17 protein-coding genes are annotated in these 16,513 nt (G+C 68.1%); 7 read left to right on the plus strand and 10 right to left on the minus strand.

Going from position 1 to position 16,513, the window contains the following annotated elements; translation table 11 throughout:
• Window positions 1-44: 44 nt before the first annotated feature.
• The 5 genes from kynA to KF796_08360 all read right to left on the minus strand — a co-directional run bounded on the left by kynA (window position 45) and on the right by KF796_08360 (window position 5,061).
• A complete protein-coding gene (kynA, locus tag KF796_08340; GenBank protein ID MBX3586640.1) occupies window positions 45-890 on the minus strand; it encodes a tryptophan 2,3-dioxygenase in 846 nt (281 codons plus the stop codon).
• A complete protein-coding gene (kynU, locus tag KF796_08345) occupies window positions 891-2,183 on the minus strand; it encodes a kynureninase (GenBank protein ID MBX3586641.1) in 1,293 nt (430 codons plus the stop codon).
• Window positions 2,184-2,201: 18 nt separating this feature from the next.
• On the minus strand, window positions 2,202-2,828 hold the full coding sequence (gene kynB, locus KF796_08350) for an arylformamidase (protein MBX3586642.1): 627 nt from the start codon (window positions 2,826-2,828) through the stop codon (window positions 2,202-2,204).
• A 110-nt stretch (window positions 2,829-2,938) separates the two neighbouring features.
• A complete protein-coding gene (gene argF, locus KF796_08355; protein MBX3586643.1) occupies window positions 2,939-3,859 on the minus strand; it encodes an ornithine carbamoyltransferase in 921 nt (306 codons plus the stop codon).
• Window positions 3,856-5,061, minus strand: coding sequence for an aspartate aminotransferase family protein (locus KF796_08360; protein ID MBX3586644.1), 1,206 nt, complete (start codon window positions 5,059-5,061; stop codon window positions 3,856-3,858). Before KF796_08360 ends, argF begins: the two co-directional genes overlap by 4 nt.
• Before the next feature lie 212 nt (window positions 5,062-5,273).
• Here KF796_08360 and KF796_08365 point away from each other — a divergent pair, with 212 nt between their 5' ends.
• Window positions 5,274-5,588 carry a DUF3579 domain-containing protein gene (locus KF796_08365; protein ID MBX3586645.1) on the plus strand — a complete coding sequence of 105 codons (315 nt, stop codon included), beginning with the start codon at window positions 5,274-5,276 and terminating at the stop codon, window positions 5,586-5,588.
• Between the two features lie 151 nt (window positions 5,589-5,739).
• On the opposite strand, the gene rpsT is transcribed toward KF796_08365, so the two are convergent.
• Window positions 5,740-6,048 (minus strand): 30S ribosomal protein S20, encoded by a 309-nt coding sequence (rpsT, locus tag KF796_08370; GenBank protein ID MBX3586646.1) that lies wholly within the window; start codon window positions 6,046-6,048, stop codon window positions 5,740-5,742.
• A 75-nt stretch (window positions 6,049-6,123) separates the two neighbouring features.
• Here rpsT and murJ point away from each other — a divergent pair, with 75 nt between their 5' ends.
• The gene (gene murJ / locus KF796_08375) at window positions 6,124-7,689 is read left to right on the plus strand and encodes a murein biosynthesis integral membrane protein MurJ (GenBank protein MBX3586647.1); all 1,566 of its coding nucleotides are present in this window, start codon (window positions 6,124-6,126) and stop codon (window positions 7,687-7,689) included.
• A 55-nt stretch (window positions 7,690-7,744) separates the two neighbouring features.
• The gene (locus KF796_08380) at window positions 7,745-8,596 is read left to right on the plus strand and encodes a tetratricopeptide repeat protein (GenBank protein MBX3586648.1); all 852 of its coding nucleotides are present in this window, start codon (window positions 7,745-7,747) and stop codon (window positions 8,594-8,596) included.
• A gap of 19 nt (window positions 8,597-8,615) precedes the next feature.
• Here KF796_08380 and KF796_08385 read toward each other — a convergent pair whose 3' ends face one another.
• The 4 genes from KF796_08385 to purM all read right to left on the minus strand — a co-directional run bounded on the left by KF796_08385 (window position 8,616) and on the right by purM (window position 12,387).
• Window positions 8,616-9,500, minus strand: a complete 885-nt coding sequence (locus KF796_08385) for a ParA family protein (protein MBX3586649.1) — start codon at window positions 9,498-9,500, stop codon at window positions 8,616-8,618.
• Window positions 9,501-9,577: 77 nt separating this feature from the next.
• Window positions 9,578-10,579 carry a helix-turn-helix domain-containing protein gene (locus tag KF796_08390; protein ID MBX3586650.1) on the minus strand — a complete coding sequence of 334 codons (1,002 nt, stop codon included), beginning with the start codon at window positions 10,577-10,579 and terminating at the stop codon, window positions 9,578-9,580.
• Window positions 10,566-11,177: a DJ-1/PfpI family protein gene (locus KF796_08395; GenBank protein MBX3586651.1), complete on the minus strand. Its 612-nt coding sequence runs from the start codon at window positions 11,175-11,177 to the stop codon at window positions 10,566-10,568. The genes KF796_08390 and KF796_08395 overlap by 14 nt, the downstream gene beginning before the upstream one ends.
• A 154-nt stretch (window positions 11,178-11,331) precedes the next feature.
• Window positions 11,332-12,387 (minus strand): phosphoribosylformylglycinamidine cyclo-ligase, encoded by a 1,056-nt coding sequence (gene purM / locus KF796_08400; GenBank protein MBX3586652.1) that lies wholly within the window; start codon window positions 12,385-12,387, stop codon window positions 11,332-11,334.
• Between the two features lie 95 nt (window positions 12,388-12,482).
• On the opposite strand from purM, the gene KF796_08405 reads away from it, so the two are divergent.
• Genes KF796_08405 through pcnB form a run of 4 tightly spaced genes read left to right on the plus strand, consistent with a single transcriptional unit; the run spans window position 12,483 to window position 16,512 of the window.
• Entirely contained in the window at window positions 12,483-13,553 is a 1,071-nt protein-coding gene (locus KF796_08405) for an AI-2E family transporter (protein ID MBX3586653.1), read from the plus strand.
• Entirely contained in the window at window positions 13,550-14,224 is a 675-nt protein-coding gene (gene hda, locus KF796_08410; protein MBX3586654.1) for a DnaA regulatory inactivator Hda, read from the plus strand. The genes KF796_08405 and hda overlap by 4 nt, the downstream gene beginning before the upstream one ends.
• Complete coding sequence (locus tag KF796_08415; protein MBX3586655.1) at window positions 14,221-14,907, plus strand: HAD family hydrolase; 687 nt, start codon at window positions 14,221-14,223, stop codon at window positions 14,905-14,907. Before hda ends, KF796_08415 begins: the two co-directional genes overlap by 4 nt.
• The gene (gene pcnB / locus KF796_08420) at window positions 14,908-16,512 is read left to right on the plus strand and encodes a polynucleotide adenylyltransferase PcnB (GenBank protein MBX3586656.1); all 1,605 of its coding nucleotides are present in this window, start codon (window positions 14,908-14,910) and stop codon (window positions 16,510-16,512) included.
• Window position 16,513: the final 1 nt, after the last annotated feature.

Below are 16,513 nucleotides of genomic sequence, written 5' to 3' on the forward strand. Positions count from 1 at the left end.
ATCGTCGCTATGTCGTTCCGTTGTTTGAATTGTATCGTCTATTTCTACAGGTCGGTGCGCAGCTTCCAGATCTCGGGGAACAGCACCACGTCGAGCATCTTGCGCAGGTAGCTCACGCCGCCGGTGCCACCGGTGCCGCGCTTGAAGCCAATCACGCGCTCCACCGTGGTCACGTGGCGAAAGCGCCAGAGGCGGAAGGTGTCTTCCAGGTCGGTCAGTTCCTCGCCGAGCTGGTACAGGTCCCAGTACTGTTGGGGGTCGCGGTAGACCTTGAGCCAGGCCTGCTCGACGCCGTCATCCTCGCTGTAGGGCTGGGTCCAGTCGCGCTGCGTGTGGCTGGCCGGCACGGCCAGGCCGCGCCGCGCCAGCAGGCGCAGGGCCTCGTCGTACAGCGACGGCGCCTCGTAGGCCGCCCGCACCTGCGCCAGCAGGTCAGGGCGGTGGGCATGGGGCTTGAGCATGGCCGCATTCTTGTTGCCCAGCGCGAACTCAATGCAGCGGTATTGCGCGCTCTGGAAGCCGCTGGAGCTGGCCAGGTAGGGCCGGATCGCGCTGTACTCGGGCGGCGTCATGGTGGCCAGCACGTCCCAGGCGTGCACCAGCTGCTCCATGATCTTGCTCACGCGCGCCAGCATCTTGAAGGCGCCGCCCAGTTCGTCGTTGGCCACGCTGGCAATGGCTGCGCGCAGCTCGTGCAGTAGCAGCTTCATCCACAGCTCGCTGGTCTGGTGCTGGATGATGAACAGCATCTCGTTGTGGTCGGGCGAGAGCGGCTTCTGCGCGTTCAGGATGGCGTCCAGCTGCAGGTAGTCGCCATAGCTCATGTCGGCCTTGAAGTCGAGCTTGGCCTTTTCTTCGCGGACGATGTCTTCGGGGCGTTGCGTGCTCATTCAGGTTACCGCATGCTTCTGGTTGAACTCGGGGCGCTGCCATTCGCCGGTGTCCAGCACCTGTTTCAGGTGCTCCACCGCATGCCATACCTCCTCAAAACCGATGTACAGCGGCGTGAAGCCAAAGCGCAGGATGTCGGGCATGGCTTTGCCCCGGGCGGTGTCCGGAGGGTCGCCGGCCCGGTAGTCGCCAATCACCTGGCGCGCAATCAGCGCCTGCACGATGGCGTAGGCCCCGGTGGCCCGGGTCAGGCAGACCTGCGAGCCGCGCTCGGCGGGGTCGCGTGGTGTGACCAGGCCCAGGCCATGGCCGGCGCAGCGCTGCTCCACCAGGGCAATGAACAGATCGGTCAGCGCCAGCGACTTGGTGCGCAGCGCGGCCATGCCGCCCAGCGGCTGGGCCGCCAGCAGCGTGTCCAGCCCGCATTCCAGCGCGGTCATGCTCAGGATGGGCTGGGTGCCGCACAGGTAGCGCGACACACCCGGCGCGGGCCGGTAGCCTGGCGTGAACTCGAACGGCGCGGCGTGGCCCCACCAGCCCGCCAGCGGTTGCCAGAAACGGTCGGCATGACGGGGGTGGACCCAGACAAAGGCCGGTGCGCCCGGCCCGCCGTTGAGGTACTTGTAGCCGCAGCCAACCGAGAAGTCGGCGCCCGCGCCGTTCAGGTCCACCGGCACGGCGCCCGCGCTGTGGGCCAGGTCCCAGACGGTGAGTGCGCCGGCGCCATGGGCCAGCGCCGTGACCGCGGCCATGTCGTGCATGGCGCCGGTGCGGTAGTTCACGTGGGTGAGCATCAGCACCGCCACGTCGGCGGTCAGCGCACTGGTGATGTCTTCGGCCTCCACGAGTTGCAGGGCGTAGCCGCGCTCGCGGCACAGGGCTTCGGCGATGTACAGGTCGGTTGGAAAGTTGCTGCGCTCGCTCACCACGGTCTTGCGCTGCGGTGCGTCCTGCGCGGCGATGCTCAGGGCCGCGCTCAGCACCTTGTAGAGGTTGATCGAGGTGCTGTCGGTGCACACCACCTCGCCGGGCGCGGCGCCAATGAGCTGGCCCACCTTGTCGCCCAGGCGCTGTGGCAGGCTGAACCAGCCCGCGCTGTTCCAGCTGCGGATCAGGCCCTGGCCCCATTCCTGGGTGACGGCGGCGGCCACCCGTGCGGGCGCCGTGGCGGGCATCACGCCCAGCGAATTGCCGTCGAGGTAGATCACGCCCTCGGGCACGGTGAACAGGTCGCGCAGGGAGCGCAACGGGTCTTGCGCGTCCAGCGCGCGGCAGTCTTGCAGTGTGGTCATGGCGTGGGTGCGAGGGTCTCAGAGTTCGCGCAGCACGGCGCGAACCGGCGAGGCGTCGGCGGTCATCAGTTTCAGGGGCAGGGCAATGAGTTCGTAGTCGCCTTCGGGCACGTCGTCGAGCACCAGGTTTTCCAGCACCCGCAGGCCGCGCTGGCGGATCACCTGATGGCTGTCCAGCGTCTTGCTGTCGGCGGGGTCGATGCTGGCGGTGTCAATGCCGATCAGCATGACGCCCAGGTCGGCGAGCCGCGTCACCGTCTCGGGCGCATAGGCGGCCAGCGCCGCGTCCCACCGGTCCACCGGCATGCGCTCATAGGTGCGCACCAGCACCCGCGGCGGCAGTCGGTGGGCCGCATGGGCCAGATGGGCCCAGTGCACGAGCGGGCCCTGGCCGATGGCGTGAATCACGCGGCAGGGGCCGAGGAAAGGCGTGAGGTCCAGCTGGCCCACGGCGGCCCCCTGCGGGTCGTAGTGCAGGGGCGCATCCGCATGGGCGCCCACATGGGGCGAGAGGGTGATGGCGCTCACATTCACCGGGCAACCCGGTGCGATGCTGGCCGACCATTGCTGCTGGTAAGGCGTGTCACCGGGGAACACGGGCGAGCCCGCGGCGACCGGTGCAGAGATGTCCCAGAGGCGTTTCATGGGGCAAGTTTGCACCCGTGAAAAACGCTGTGGTGTCGGTTATTTCCAACAGCCGCAAAAATAGTTGAGGCTTAAAGCAATTGGGGTGCCCGCGCCCCGGCGCCCCAGGCTCAGACGCGACCCAGCAGCAGGAACTCCATCAGCGCCTTCTGCGCGTGCATGCGGTTCTCGGCCTCGTCCCACACCACCGATTGCGGGCCGTCGATCACATCGGCTTGCACTTCTTCACCGCGGTGGGCCGGCAGGCAGTGCATGAACAGCGCGTCGGGCCTGGCCACCTTCATCATCTCGGTGTCCACGCACCAGTCGGCAAAGGCCTTCTTGCGCGCCTCGTTCTCGGCTTCGTAACCCATGCTGGTCCACACGTCGGTGGTCACCAGGTCGGCGCCGCGGCAGGCGTCCATCGGGTCCTTGAAGACCTTGTAGCTCTCGGCGCTGCGGATGCCGGCCACGTCCTGGTCGACCTCGTAGCCGCCGGGCGTGCTCACATGGACCTTGAAGCCCAGCAGCTCGGCGGCCTGCAGCCAGGTGTTGGCCATGTTGTTGCCGTCGCCGACCCAGGCCACGGTCTTGCCCCGGATCGAGCCGCGGTGCTCGATGAAGGTGAAGACATCGGCCAGGATCTGGCAGGGGTGGAACTCGTTGGTCAGCCCGTTGATGACCGGCACACGTGAGTGCTCGGCAAACAGCTCGATCTTGTCCTGGCCGAAAGTGCGGATCATCACCAGGTCCACCATGCGGCTGATGACCTTGGCGCTGTCTTCGATGGGTTCGGCGCGCCCGAGCTGGCTGTCGCCCGTGGTCAGGTGCACCACGCTGCCACCGAGCTGGTACATGCCGGCCTCGAAGCTCACCCGGGTGCGGGTGGAGGCCTTCTCGAAAATCATGGCCAGCGTGCGGTCGGCCAGCGGGTGGTATTTCTCGTAGGCCTTGAACTTCTTCTTGATCAGCGCCGCGCGCTCGAACAGGTAGGCGTAGTCGTCGGCGCTCAGGTCGCTGAACTGCAGGTAGTGCCGGATCGGGGAGCTCATGGCTGCTCCGCCAGAAACGCCTTCACCAGCGGCGCCAGCAGCGCCACGATCTCGTCGGCCTCGGCGGTGCTCAGGATCAGCGGGGGCACCAGCCGGATCACGCTGTCGGCCGTCACGCTGATCAGCAGGCCGGCCTCGGCGGCGCGCAGGGTCAGGGCGCCGCAGGGGCGGGCCAGTTCCACGCCAATCATCAGGCCCTGGCCGCGGATCTCCTTCACGCCTTCAAGGCCGCCCAGCTCGCGTTCCAGCGCCGAGCGCAGGTGGGCGCCCACGGTGGCGGCGTTGGCCAGCAGGCCGTCTTCTTCCATGATGCGCAGCGTCTCCACGCCGGCGCGCATGGCCAGCGGGTTGCCGCCAAAGGTGGTGCCATGGTTGCCGGGCTGGAAGATGTTGGCGGCCTTGGGGCCTGCCACCACCGCGCCGATGGGCACGCCCGAGCCCAGGCCCTTGGCCAGCGGCATCACGTCGGGCTGGATGCCGGCCCACTGGTGGGCAAACCACTTGCCGGTGCGGCCCATGCCGCATTGCACTTCGTCAATCATGAGCAGCCAGTCTTTCTGGTTGCACAGCTCGCGCACCTGCTTCAGGTATTCCACGCGCATCGGGTTCACGCCGCCTTCGCCCTGGATGGTTTCAAAGAACACGGCCACCACGTTGGGGTTGCCTTCGGTGGCTTTCTTGAGTGCCTCGATGTCATTGAGCGGCACCCGCACAAAGCCCTCGACCAGCGGGCCAAAGCCCTTTTGCACCTTCTCGTTGCCGGTGGCCGACAGCGTGGCAATGCTGCGGCCATGAAAGGCCTTTTCGTACACCACGATCTCGGGCCGCGCTATGCCCTTGTCATGGCCGTATTTGCGGGCCAGCTTCAGGGCCGCCTCGTTGGCTTCCAGGCCCGTGGAACAGAAGAACACATTGGTCATGCCCGACAGCTCCACCAGCCGCGCCGCCAGCGCTTCCTGGCCGGGCACGTGGTAGTAGTTGGAGCTGTGGATGATCTTGCTGATCTGGTCCTGCAGGGCCGGCACCAGCTTGGGGTGGTTGTGGCCCAGGGTGTTGACCGCGATGCCGCCCAGCGCGTCAAGGTACTGCTTGCCGTTGACGTCCCACACGCGCACGCCCTGGCCATGCGACAGGGCAATCGGGACGCGGGCGTAGGTGTTCATCACGTGGGGCGACGAAGCTTCGGGCAGGGCGGTGGTCATGCGGGTCCTCCAAAAAACAAAGCGGCCCAACGAAAAGTGGGGCCGTTGAAACGCGATTTTAGGCGCACAGTTTGCTAGGCTTGGTTGACAATTCCGCATCACAGCGATGCGCCGCCGGAGCCGTCCCAAGTCTTATATAAGATACAATACTTGTGCGCCGCAGCAATCAGCGATCCTGATGCCGGCGCCCCATTCCAGAACGTCTCTACCCGATGGTCTCCGACGCCGCCAAAGAAGTCTTCATCCAGGGCCTCACCCGTGACGGGAAGACCTTTCGCCCCAGCGACTGGGCCGAACGGCTGGCGGGCGTGATGAGCTCGTTCCGCCCCGGCGGCGCCCATCCCGGCAGCCACCTGGGCTACTCGCCCTGGTGCGTGCCCACTGTCATCAACGGCGTCAAGTGCGTGATCGTCAACCGCGAGCTGCGCGACCTGGAACCCATGGCCTGGGACTTCTGCCTGAACTTTGCCCGGGACAACGACCTGCAGGTGGCCGAGGCCTGCCTGGTGCCTGAACCCAAGAGCTGATCAGTTGGGGACAGAGCGGCGGGGCGCTGCGCGCGTGCGCCGGTCTGTCCCCAACAAAAAACCGCCCGAAGGCGGTTTTTTGCTTTGCTGGCAGCGCACCCGTTTCAAACGGCGCAGCGGCGGGGCCGCTGCGGGCTGTTTGCCTGAAACGTCAGGCGGCGGCTTGGGCCAGGGACAGTGCCTTGACCTTGGCGGACAGGCGGCTCTTGTCGCGAGCGGCCTTGTTCTTGTGGAAAATCTGCTTGTCGGCCACGGAGTCGACAATGCTCTGGGCCTTGGCGAAGGCTTCAGTGGCCTTGGCCTTGTCGCCAGCGGCAACGGCCTTCTCGACGTTCTTGACGGCGGTGCGGTACTTGGAGCGCAGCGAGGTGTTCGCGGCGTTGATCTTCACGTCCTGGCGGACGCGCTTGCGGCCCGACGCGAGGCGCGGGTTCTTCTTTTTGGGTTTGGCTGAGGCCATGGTGTTGATTCCTTGTGTCTGAGGATGATGCCAGCAAAGCCCTCAATTATAGCCGAGCCGGCTACACTCGCCCCGGTGACCCTTTTCAAAGCCGCTTCCACCGTCTCCCTGCTGACCCTGGCTTCGCGTGTGAGCGGCCTGGTGCGCGACCTGCTCATGGCGTCGGCCTTTGGCGCCAGCGCCCTGACCGACGCCTTTTACGTCGCCTTCCGCATCCCCAACCTGTTCCGGCGCTTGTTTGGCGAAGGCGCGTTCAGCCAGGCCTTTGTGCCCGCGCTGGCCGCCTCGCGCGAGAAAAACGGCGAGCCCGCCACCCGGCAACTGATCGACAGCGTGGCCACGGTGCTGTCCTGGGTGCTGGTGGCCACCTGCGTGGTGGGGGTGCTGTGCGCGCCGCTGCTGGTCTGGGCCCTGGCCAGCGGGCTGCGCCAGGAGCCCCAGGGCTTTGAGGCCGCCGTGCGCATGACGCGCTGGATGTTCCCGTACATCGGCTTCATGTCGCTGGTGGCGCTGGCGGCGGGCATTCTCAACACCTGGAAGCGCTACGCCGTGCCGGCCGCGACGCCGGTGCTGCTCAACCTGAGCATGATCGCCGCGGCGTGGTGGGGCGCGCCGTGGTTCCAGTCGCGCGGCATCGAGCCGATCTTTGCCATGGCGGCCGGCGTGATGCTGGGCGGCGTGCTCCAGCTGGGCGTGCAGGTGCCGGCGCTGCGCCGGCTGGGCCTGTTGCCGCGGATCCGTTTTCGCTGGGCGGGCCTGGTCGAGGCCTGGCAGGACCCGGGCACGCGGCTGATTGCCCGCATGATGCTGCCCGCGCTGCTGGGCGTGAGCGTGGCGCAGATCTCGCTGCTGATCAACACGCAGATCGCGTCGCACCTGGCCCCGGGCAGCGTGAGCTGGCTGTTCTATGCCGACCGGCTCATGGAATTCCCCACGGCGCTGCTGGGCGTGGCGCTGGGCGTGGTGCTCACGCCGCAACTGGCGGCGGCCCGCGCCGCCGATGACGCGCAGCGCTACTCCGCCATGCTCGACTGGGGCTTGCGGCTGGTGGTGCTGCTGTCGGTGCCCAGCGCGGTCGCGCTGCTGACCTTTGCCACGCCGCTGGTGGCCACGCTGTTTCACCGCGGGGCGTTCCAGGACAGCGACGTGTCCCAGGTCTCGGTGGCCCTGGCGGGCTATGGCGCGGGGCTGGTCGGGCTGGTGGCCATCAAGGTGCTGGCGCCCGGCTTCTACGCGCGGCAGGACCTGCGCACGCCGGTGCGCATCGCGGTGGCCGTGCTGGTCATCACCCAGCTGCTCAATCTGGTGCTGGTGCCCTGGCTGCAGCATGCGGGGCTGGCGCTGTCCATTGGCCTGGGGGCGCTCATCAACGCGGCCTGGCTGCTGATGGGGCTGCGGCGCCGGGGCGCTTACCAGCCCGTGGCGGGCTGGGGCGTGTTCCTGTTGCAGGTGCTGGCCGCCAGTGCCTTGCTGGCCGTGTTCCTGATGTGGGGTGCGCATGCCTTTGCCTGGGTGGAGCTGGGTGGCGCGGGTTTCCGGCGCATCGGCCTGCTGGCGCTGATGATGGCGGGCGCCGTGGCGATCTACTTTGCCGCGCTCGCCGCGGCGGGGCTGAAACTGCGGCAGTTTGTGCGAAATTAGCCGCAGGCGCGGCCCTGGCGGTTGACGCCTTCGGCGCGGTCCACTACAAATACTCATGCCGCTCAGCCTGATCGCACCGACACCGCTGGAATATTTTGCTTCCCTGGTCCAGAGCGACGACCACTTTCCCCTGCTGGAGGCCGCGGCCAGCCTGGCCCAGGACGAATACCCGGACCTTGACGTCCAGCAGGTGCTGGGTGATGTGGACCAGTTGCTGGCGCGCCTGAAGCGCCGCCTGCCGTCCGATGCCGGCCCGCTGCAGCGGCTGCGCGCGCTCAACCAGTTTTTCTTTCGCGACCTGAGCTTTGGCGGCAACGTCAACGACTACTACGACCCCGACAACAGCTACCTGCACGCGGTGCTGCGCACGCGGCGCGGCATTCCGATCTCGCTGGCCGTGCTGTGGATGGAGCTGGCCCAAGGGCTGGGCCTGCACGCGCGGGGCGTGGGGTTTCCGGGGCATTTCATGGTCAAGGTCAACCTGCCCAAGGGCCAGGTGGTGATCGACCCCTTCACGGGCCTGTCGCTCAGCCGCGAGGAGCTGTCGGAGCGGCTGGAGCCCTACCGTCGCAGCAGCGGCCTGGTGGATGAGTTCGAGGTGCCGCTGGGCCTGTACCTGCAGGCCGCCCCGGCGCGCGACATCATTGGCCGCATGCTGCGCAACCTCAAGGAGGTTCACACCACGCAGGAAGACTGGCAGCGCCTGATTGCCGTGCAGGACCGCCTGGTCATCCTGTTCCCGCAGGCCTGGTCCGAGTACCGTGACCGCGGGCTGGCGCACGCCGAGCAGGGCCACCCGGCGCAGGCCGTGGAAGACATCGAAACCTACCTGGTGAACGCGCAGGACGCCCTGGACATCGACGCCATGGCCGACCGCGTGGCCCTGCTGCGGCGCGAACGCAGCTGAATGCCGCGCCGCGCGGGCTTCAGGCGCCGCGCTTGAGGAACTGGGGAATCTGCGTCACCTCGCCCGGGTTGACGGCGCGCGGCAACGAAGGCTTGTGGGCCGGCTGCACCGGCACGGCGGCGGGCCGCGAGGTGGCGGCGTAGGCCGACAGGCGGCCCCCATGAATCAACGACTCCTGGGCCGGCATCAGGCTCTCGGGCCGCGAGCTGCCCAGCCGCGTGGGCCGCACCACGGTCCGCGTGGTGGGGGACGGGTCGTTGGCGGCCTGCACCGGGTGCAGCAACGGCTTCATCCATTCAATCAGCGGCTGCCATTGCGCAAGGTCGGTGGCGGCCTGGCTTGGTGACAGGTCGAAGATCGTCAGCCCGCGTTCCAGGCAGCGCACATACATCTGGGTTTCGCGCAGCACACCCAGGAAGGGCAGGTTCAGGCCTTCGGACCACTGGCGCAGGGTTTCGGCGGCGTTGGTGCGGCCGTCGATGCGCATGCCCACGGTGGCCAGTTGGCAGCGGCCGCTGGCCACGCGCGGCAGGGCCATGAGTTCGGCATGGCAGGCCGCGGCCGATTCACGGTCGAACACCGAGTGGCACACCGGCATGATGATCGCGTCGGCAAACATCACCACGCGCGCCAGTTCAAAGCCGTGCAGGCCGCCGGGCGTGTCCAGCACCACATGGGTGATGCCGGTGGGCACGCGCAGGGTGTTTTTCTGGTCGAGCGCCCAGGGCGCGATGGCGGGCAGGGCGGGGTCGCGGCGCTTGAGCCAGGCCCGGCTGGACTGCTGGCGGTCCACATCGCCCAGCATCACGGCGCTGCCCTGCCGCGCGCTCCACGCCGCAATGTGGGCGGCCAGCGTGCTCTTGCCGCTGCCCCCCTTGCGGTTGACGATTGCGATGACCGGCATTGATGCCTCCAAACGGTACGAAAGAAACAGTTTGGTACAAAACTGGCCGAAAGTCCAGACTGCGCCTGCATTCAGCGCTAGGAATTTTGTAGCAACGCAACGTCGGCCGAAGGCGAGCCGCCGGGCCCGAAGCGGTGCCAGGCGCGTCGCAGCTGGGTGTCGGAACTGAACCCGGCCTGCGCTGCCGCCTGGGTCACGTTCAGGCCCGAGCGCAGTGCCATCTGCGCCGTGGCCAGCCGGATGCGGCGCAGGTACTGCAGCGGTGCAATGCCCGCATGGGCCAGAAACAGCCGCGTCAGGTGGCGCGGCGAGGTGTGGCCCGCTTCGGCCATGCGGGCCACGGTCCAGGCCGCCTGGGGCCGGGCGCAGACCGCGTCCTGCACGCGGTGCAGCGCCGGGTGCAGGTGCTGCCGGTAGCCCAGGAACGGTGACAGCGCCGCGTCGCCCGGGCCGCGTCGCAGCGGCACCACCAGCGCCTGCGCCACGCGCGCCGCCAGCGCCGGCCCGCACAGGGCCGTGACGCGGTGCAGCGCCAGGTCCACGCCCGTGGTGACCCCCGCGCTGCTGTAGACCGGCGGGTCTTCCACGAAAACCCGGTTGGCCTCCACGCGGCAGCCCGGTGCGGTGGCCTGCAGTTCGTCCAGGTGCTGGTGGTGGGTGGTGGCCTGGCGCTCGACCAGCAGGCCCGCGTGTGCGGCCAGCACGGCGCCGGCGCAGATGCTCATCAGTTCCTGAGTGCCTTGCTGGAGGCGCAGGCCGCGCAGCCAGTGAAGAACCTCCTGCGCCTCGGGCGAATCGACCCGGGTCACCGGCCCCGGCTGCCCCGACACCACCACCCATGCGGGCTCGGGCAGGTCGCGGGGCAGGGGCTCCAGGCCCGTCAGCTGCAGACCCAGCGGGCTGGTGCTGGTCGGGCGCGGGCCGACAAAGTGCAGCACAAAGCGCGCCGGTTGTCCGCTGGCCTGAAGCTGCTGGTTGGCTGCGCGCAGCACTTCGGCCGGGCCGGCCCAATCGAGCACCAGGCTGTCAGGCAGCAGCACGAACAGCACATGGATCGGGGCCGGATCAGGCGGGCTCATCTGCCACCCAGCGGTAGTCCATCTGGCGCGCGGTGCGCTCGGCCAGCGCGTGGCCGGCCAGCCGCGCCACCAGATGCAGGCTCATGTCGATGCCGGCGCTGATGCCGGCCGAGGTGACCAGGCTGCCGCGGTCCACCCAGCGCCGGCCCTGCAGCACGCGCAGCGCCGGAAAGCGATGGCGCAGGTCGGCCACGTCTTCCCAGTGGGTGGTGACCTCGCCCCCGGTGACCACGCCACTGGCCGCGAGCAGGAAGGCGCCGGTGCACACCGACGCGGTCAGCGGCGCATGGCGAGCGGTGGCGGCAATCCAGGCCAGGGTCTGCGGGCAGGCCAGTGGCGCATCGACCACGCCACCGGGCACGATGAGCAGGTCGGTGGGCGGACAGCTGCCGAAGCCGTGTTCCGGCAGCACGCGCAACCCGGCCCGGGCCTGGATGGCCTGGCCGTCGCGCGAGACGCAGGCCACCTCGAACAGCGGCGGTTCCTGCGGCGCCGTGCGTGCGTGGACCCGGCTTGCGGTGGTGAAGACTTCATACGGGCCGGCGAAGTCCAGCACCTCCACGGCCTCGAACACCAGGATGTGGACGCGCGTGGTCATGGCAGCGTGACCTCGCTGGCAATCAAATCAAGACATGAACGCATGGGCTGACCTCTACAGAAGATTGACGGGAGTCCAAATTCTGCGCGGATCAGCGCCGGCCCGCCACTCATGGGCGGACCAGTTTCGGTCAATTCAGGACATCAGGGCCGGGTCAGGCCACCACCACGGCCTCACCGTCGCCGCGGGGCGCAATGGTGCCGATGGTGCAAACCGTCTCGCCCGCGGCGCTGAGCTGGGCGGCCACCGCCGCGGCGCTGGCCGCCGCCACCACCACCACCATGCCGATGCCGTTGTTGAAGGTGCGGTTCATCTCATGGTCGTCAATGCCCGCCGTGGCCTGCAGCCAGGCAAACAGCTCGGTCTGGGGCCAGCTGCCCTTGCGCAGGTGGGCCGCCATGCCCTCGGGCAGCACGCGCGGGATGTTCTCCAGCAGGCCGCCGCCCGTGATGTGCGCCAGCGCCTTGATGCCGCTGGTGCCGTCGGCCGACACCGGGTGCGCCGCCAGCGCCGCCAGCACGCTCTTCACATACAGCCGGGTGGGCGCCATCAGCGCCTCGCGGAAGGGCTTGCCATCCAGCGTGGTGGGCGCCGAGGCACCGGCGCGCTCGATGCACTTGCGCACCAGGCTGAAGCCGTTGGAATGCACGCCGTGGCTGGCCAGGCCCAGCACCACGTCGCCGGCCTGCACGCCCTGGCCCGTGAGGATTTTTGACTTTTCGACCGCGCCCACGGCAAAGCCGGCCAGGTCGTATTCACCCGCCGGGTACATGCCGGGCATCTCTGCGGTTTCGCCGCCGATCAGCGCGCAGCCGCTCAGCTCGCAGCCCCGGGCAATGCCGCCCACCACGGCGGCGGCGGTGTCCACATCGAGCTTGCCGCAGGCAAAGTAGTCCAGGAAGAACAGGGGTTCGGCGCCCTGCACCAGCACGTCGTTCACGCTCATGGCCACCAGGTCGATGCCCACGGTGTCGTGCATGTTCCATTCAAACGCCAGCCTGAGCTTGGTGCCCACGCCGTCGGTGCCGCTCACCAGCACGGGCTCCTGGTAGCGCTTGGGCACCTCGAACAGGGCGCCAAAACCGCCAATGCCGGCCAGCACGCCCTCGCGCATCGTCTTTTTGGCGAGCGGCTTGATGCGCTCAACCAGCGCATCGCCCGCGTCAATGTCAACACCGGCGTCTTTGTACGAAAGGGGAGTTTGGGTCATGGAGTAGGCCGCCGTGGGGCGGGTAAACGGGCTGAGGGGGCTGGCGGACTAGAATTTGGCACCGATTTTAAGGGTTGACACCTACTCCCCCCTGTATGCAATTTACCCCCTCGCAAAAACGTGCCGCGGCCTGGCTGCTGATTGCCCTTGTCACGGTGCTCATGCTGTGGGCTCTGGGGCCGGTGCTGACCCCGTTTGTGGTGGCGGCCGTGCTGGCCTATGCGCTCACACCGCTGGTGGACCGGCTCGACGCCGCCGGCAACGGGCGCATGCCGCGCGTGGTGGCCGTGCTGCTGGTGGAGCTGCTGTTCGTGGTGGTGGTGCTGGCGGTGCTGCTGCTGATCGTGCCCATCATGGCCAAGGAACTGCCGCTGATGCGCGAACAGGTGCCCGTGCTGATGGACCAGCTCAACGCCTGGCTCAGGCCGGCGCTGGGCCAGCTGGGCTTTGACGTGTCGTTCGACCTGGGCTCGATCAAGGCGCTGGTGCTGCAGTACCTCAATGCCAATTTTGAAGAGGCCGTGGGCCCGTTGCTGTCGTCCATCAAGCTCGGCGGCAGCGTCGCGCTGGCGGTGATCGGCAATGCGCTGCTGATCCCGGTTGCGCTGTTTTACCTGCTCATGGACTGGGCCGGCCTGGTGGCGCGCGCCATGGAACTGGTGCCGGTGCGCCTGCGCGCCGGGGTGGACAGCTTCACCACCGAGGCCGACCAGGTGCTGGGCCAGTACCTGCGCGGGCAGCTGCTGGTGATGCTGATCATGGCGGTGTTCTACAGCGTGGGCATGCTGCTGTTCGGGCTTGACCTGGCGCTGCCGATTGGCCTGTTCACCGGGCTGGCCATGTTTGTGCCCTACCTGGGCTTTGGCCTGGGCATGATCCTGGCCATCCTGGCGGGGCTGCTGCAGTTTGCCTCCATCAAGGCCCTGGTCATGGTGGCGGTGGTGTACGGCGCGGGCCAGGTGCTTGAAAGCCTGTTCCTCACCCCGCGCTTGGTGGGCGAGCGCATTGGCCTGCACCCGCTGGCCGTGATCTTTGCCTTGCTCGCGTTTGGCCAGCTCTTTGGCTTTGTGGGGGTGCTGGTGGCCTTGCCGGCCAGTGCCGTGCTGTTTGTGGGCATCCGCCGGGTGCGTGCCAACTACCTGGCCAGCAAGCTCTACCAGGGATGAAGCAGATCGCGCTCGACATCGGGCTGGCGGCCGGGCCCACGCTGGCCGGCTTTTTTGCCGGGCCCAATGAAGCCGCGCTGCGCCACCTGCAGCTGTGGGTGGGCAGCCCCACGCGCTCGCCCGTGCCCACCTACCTCTGGGGCGCCGAGGGCAGTGGCAAGACCCATTTGCTCAAGGCCGTGCGCGAGGCGCTGCGCGAGCAGGGTGCCAGCGCCGGCTGGCTCGATGCCTCGGTGCACGAACCCCCGGCCTTCAACGACAACTGGGCCGTGGTGCTGCTGGACCAGGTGGACCTGTATACCGCGGTTCAGCAACACGCGGCCTTCAACTGGTTCGTCAACGCCCAGACCTACCAGCGCGGGGTGCTGGCCGCCGGCAACCTGCCGCCCGCCGGCCTGAGCCTGCGTGAAGACCTTCGCACCCGGCTGGGCTGGGGCCACGTGTTCCAGCTGCAGGTGCTCAAGGAGGCCGAGCTGCGCTCGGTGCTGCGCCAGGGCGCTGACGCGCGCGGCGTGTTTCTGGGCGACGAGGTGATGGACTTCATGCTCACGCGCTTCTCGCGCGACCTGGGCAACCTCATGCAGCTGCTGGACCAACTGGACCGCTACGCCCTGCAGACCCAGCGCGCCATCACCATCCCCCTGATCAAGTCCATGCTGGAGAACGAGTGAGTTCCGCCAAACCCCGTCTCGCGCTGTTTGACCTGGACCACACGCTGCTGCCCATCGACTCGGACTATTCATGGGGGGTGTTCACCACCACCATCGGCTGGACCGACCCGGTGGTGTTCCGCCAGAAGAACGACGAGTTTTACGAGCACTACAAGGCCGGCACGCTCGACATTCATGACTACGTGCGCTTTGCCGTGGAGGCCGCGCGGGTCCGCGGTGCCAGCCAGTCGATGGCGGCGCACGCGGATTTCATGCGCACCGTGATCGAGCCCGCGCTGACCGAAGCCGCCCAGGCGCTGGTTCGCCAGCACCAGGCCGCGGGCGACGAGGTGGTTATCATCACGGCGACCAACGAGTTCGTGACGCGGCCCATTGCCCAGCGCTTTGGCGTGGCGGAACTGATCGCGGTGGAGCTTGAGCGCGATGCCGGCGGCTGGATCACCGGCGACATCAAGGGCGTGCCCTCGGCGCGCGAAGGCAAGGTCACACGCATGGCCCAGTGGCTGGCCAGCCGCCAGTGGGACTGGGCCGACGTGCATAGCACCTTCTATACCGACTCCATCAACGACCTGACCCTGCTGGAGAGGGTCGACACCCCCGTGGCCACCAACCCGGACGACCGGCTGCGTGCCATTGCCAGGGAGCGCGGCTGGCGCATACTGGACCTGTTTGAAAAAAGATAAATGATCAAGAAATTCATCGACAAGCTGCTGGGCAAGACCGGCGCCGGCAAGACCCCGCGGTTCGGCAAGCGCGAAGAGGTGGGCCACGACGTGCACGGCATCGACCCCAAGCTGGTGGACGAGCGGGCCCTGAACGTGGTGCAGACCCTGCAGCAGGCGGGCTTTGAAGCCTACATCGTCGGCGGCGCCGTGCGCGACCTGCTGGTGGGCCTGCGCCCCAAGGACTTTGACGTGGCCACCAACGCCACGCCCGAACAGGTCAAGGGCCTGTTCCGCCGCGCCTTCATCATCGGGCGGCGCTTTCGCATCGTGCACGTGGTGTATGGCCGGGGCCGCGAGCATGAGGTGATTGAAGTGTCCACCTTCCGCGCCTACATGGACAACGCCGCTGCCGAACAGGTGGCCGGCAACGAAAAGACCAGCAAGGGCGAGCTGGCCGGCATGAAACACGCCGTGGACTCCACCGGCCGTGTGCTGCGCGACAACGTCTGGGGCCCGCAGGATGAAGACGCCACGCGGCGCGACTTCACCATCAACGCCATGTACTACGACCCGGGCACGCAGATCGTGGTGGACTACCACGGCGGCATCAAGGACACCAAGAAGCGCCTGCTGCGCATGATTGGCGACCCGGCCACCCGCTACCGCGAAGACCCGGTGCGCATCATCCGCGCCGTGCGCTTTGCCGCCAAGCTCAACCCGCTGGGCTTCAAGCTCGACCCCAAGACCGCCGCGCCGCTGGTCGCCTCGCAAAAGCTGCTGGACGACGTGCCCCAGAGCCGCCTGTTTGACGAAATGCTCAAGCTGCTGCAGACCGGCCACTCGCTGGCCACCATCGAGCAGCTCAAGGCGCTGGGCCTGGCGCGCGGCATCTACCCGCTGCTGGACGTGGTGGTCGAGCGCGCGGAGCAGACCTTTGTCAAGGCCGCGCTCATGGACACCGACCGCCGCGTGGGCGAGAGCAAGCCCGTGGCGCCCAGCTTCTTGCTGGCCTGCGTGCTGTGGGCCGACGTGCGTGACGGCTGGGCCGAACGCCTGGCGCGCAAGCAGCATCCGTTCCCGGCGCTGCAGGACGCGATTGACGACGTGTTCAACGCCCGCATTGGCGATGTGTCGGGCCGCGGCAAGCTGGCCGCCGACATGCGCGAGATCTGGATGATGCAGCCCCGCTTTGAAAAGCGCGTGGGCAGCACGCCCTTCAGCATGGTGGAGCAGCCGCGCTTTCGCGCCGGGTTTGACTTCATGCGGCTGCGCGCCGACGCCGGCGAGGTGGACGTGGTGCTGGCCGACTGGTGGCAGGAGTTCAGCACCGCGAGCGACGCCGTGCGTGAAGACCTGATTGCCCAGGTGCGCGAGGAAACCCAGGGCAAGGGCGGGCGCCGCGTGCGCGTGCCGCGGCCCCAGGTGGCCGCAGGCCCGGCCAGCGTGGTGGCCGGCGCCGAAGACGCGCAACCGGCAAGCCGCAATGAAGCCAGCGGCCAAGAAGCCGGTGAGGGCGCACTGTCTGGCGACGCGCCCCGCAAGCGCCGCCGGCGCCGCCGCAAGCCCACGGGCGAGGGCGGTGGTCAGCCGCCTTCAGGCCCTTCGTCGGACGCCTCTGACTGAC

Source organism: Ramlibacter sp. (assembly GCA_019635435.1).
Lineage (GTDB): Bacteria > Pseudomonadota > Gammaproteobacteria > Burkholderiales > Burkholderiaceae_C > JAHBZM01.